Below are 2,114 nucleotides of genomic sequence, written 5' to 3'. Positions count from 1 at the left end.
AAGAGATAAAGAGCATTTCCTTTTTAATACAATATGTCAAAGAACACTTGATGCTTACTTTTTACACAACCTCCCCGAAGGAGGGGAATGGAGATACCACCGACTAGTTAAATGACCACCAAATTTGAAGAAGAATCTAAATATACAAATAAAAAAAACTGTTCCCAATAAAAAAAGGAGGGCTTCCAATTCAGAATTGGAAGCCCTCCTTTTTTATATATCAAATTAACTATTTATTTCTCACCACGTTTAGTAGCTGAGTAGTTAATCTTCAAAGCGTATGACTTTCTAAGAGCATTTTTTACGTCAGTAACAATACCCATTTTAGTCTTCTGGTCTACTTTCAGAGACACAGTCATTTTGGCAGCGTCACCCTCACTCATACTAGCACGTTCCTGGAAGATGAAGTCCTGTACTTCGCCCACTTCAGCATAGCTGTCGTTGAGCTGAATACGGCTTTCAGTACCCATTTTCGCACGATATTCCTGAGTCGGTTCGCCCACATAAATGAATGTCACCAATGATTTCTTCTCCAGTTTTTCGAGTTCAGTACCTTGCGGAAGTGTAAACTGCACCTTTAATGTTACCTCACGCATTGTTGTTACAATCATAAAGAAGAACAACAAGGTAAAGATAAGGTCAGGCAATGAAGAAGTATTCAAAGCCGGCATTTCACGTTTACCAGTCTTATTAAATTTTCCCATTACTTACTACTTTTTTTCTCCGTATTTTTTAGGTTCTGCTTCAGAAATTCGTTGCGGATAGATTTCACGAACTGCCTTTTGCTGTTCGTCACTCAACTCCGAGTATTTAACTCCGAATTTTTCTGTTGCTAACTCGTCTCTCAATTCATTATATGCAGCCACCAATTCGTTCTGCACACTAATATATGCCTGATAAGAAGATCCACGGTCGTTCTGCAAAGAAATTACGTGCTTGTCATTAACCATATATGTACCGAAGAATTCCACATTCTTTTGTGTCTTTTCCGGCATGTTCTCTGCGTTATTAACGTTAGCGATAAATTCTTTGGCTTTCTGTCTCAACTGATCAACTCCGATATAATCATTTCCGCACATCAAAGCATCATCTTTATTCAGATAAACCTGCAGGATGTTACGTTCTTTAATCTTATCGGTAGTATCATCATTCTGTTCTTCGGGTGGTGGAGGCAAAAGTCTTGCCAAACCACGGTCCGTATCCATTGATGTCGTAATCAAGAAGAAGATCAGCAACAAGAAAGCGATATCCGCCGTAGAACTTGAGTTAATATCAGGAACTTTTCTTTTTCCTTTTGCCATTTTAATTACTTATTTAATCGAGTATCCTCAATTGATTACGATAATTTTTTCTTTATACCACTCACAATGATTGCAACAACAGTCACAAACAACAAAATGTAAATAGAATAAAGGAACATATCAGTCAGTTTCAGCCAGAAATAAACGTTATCTGTACCTTCATAACCCGGGATATTCATCGGCGTACCGCTACCCATAGCCCAAGCTATAATTAAAACAACAACCAAAAGAACCAAACCAAGCAAAGATTTGATAGCAGAAGCCGGATTATCTTTTAAAGCTGCACCAAATTGGAATACGGCAGCAATCACAGTAGCTGCGATAGCGATACCAAACAAAGCATACATCAAATAGAGTAAGGCGTCTGTTTGAGCCGGCTGCCACATTTCGGGATCTACTCCCGGAATCACTGCATCGCCCGTAGCGTCTCCTCCAAAGAAGAAGATACCCATTACGATGAGGATAATGGCAAACATCGCATACAGTGCGTAGTACGATGCCTTATATGTTAACTTACTCATTTCAAATTATTTTTTGTATTTCAGATCATATTTGATTACCATGTCAAGCAAAGAGATAGAAGAATCTTCCATTTCGCTTGTAAGAGCTTCAATCTTAGAAAGTACGTAGTTGTAGAATACCTGAAGAATCAAAGCAACGATCAAACCGAAGATAGTTGTGATCAAAGCGACTTTCATACCACCTGCTACAACCGTCGGAGAGATATCACCTACCTGCTGGATTTTATCAAATGCCTGCACCATACCGATTACAGTACCCAAGAATCCGAGTGACGGAGCCATTGCGATAAAC

The 2,114-nt window shown here is 38.9% G+C and carries 4 protein-coding genes; all 4 read right to left on the bottom strand.

The features are described from left to right. Positions 1–233 precede the first annotated feature (233 nt). Positions 234–704, bottom strand: coding sequence for an ExbD/TolR family protein (locus BHV72_RS00285; protein ID WP_005678886.1), 471 nt, complete (start codon positions 702–704; stop codon positions 234–236). Positions 705–710: 6 nt separating this feature from the next. Next, positions 711–1,301 (bottom strand): ExbD/TolR family protein, encoded by a 591-nt coding sequence (locus BHV72_RS00280; protein ID WP_005678885.1) that lies wholly within the window; start codon positions 1,299–1,301, stop codon positions 711–713. A 35-nt stretch (positions 1,302–1,336) separates the two neighbouring features. After that, complete coding sequence (locus BHV72_RS00275; protein ID WP_005678884.1) at positions 1,337–1,822, bottom strand: hypothetical protein; 486 nt, start codon at positions 1,820–1,822, stop codon at positions 1,337–1,339. Positions 1,823–1,828: 6 nt separating this feature from the next. Beyond that, a partial coding sequence (locus BHV72_RS00270) for a MotA/TolQ/ExbB proton channel family protein (RefSeq protein ID WP_286853317.1) occupies positions 1,829–2,114 on the bottom strand: 286 nt, incomplete at its 5' end.

It is taken from the genome of Bacteroides sp. 43_46 (genome assembly GCF_001915455.1).
GTDB classification, from domain to species: Bacteria; Bacteroidota; Bacteroidia; order Bacteroidales; family Bacteroidaceae; genus Bacteroides; species Bacteroides caccae.
This window is presented reverse-complemented; position numbering and strand designations above follow the sequence as displayed.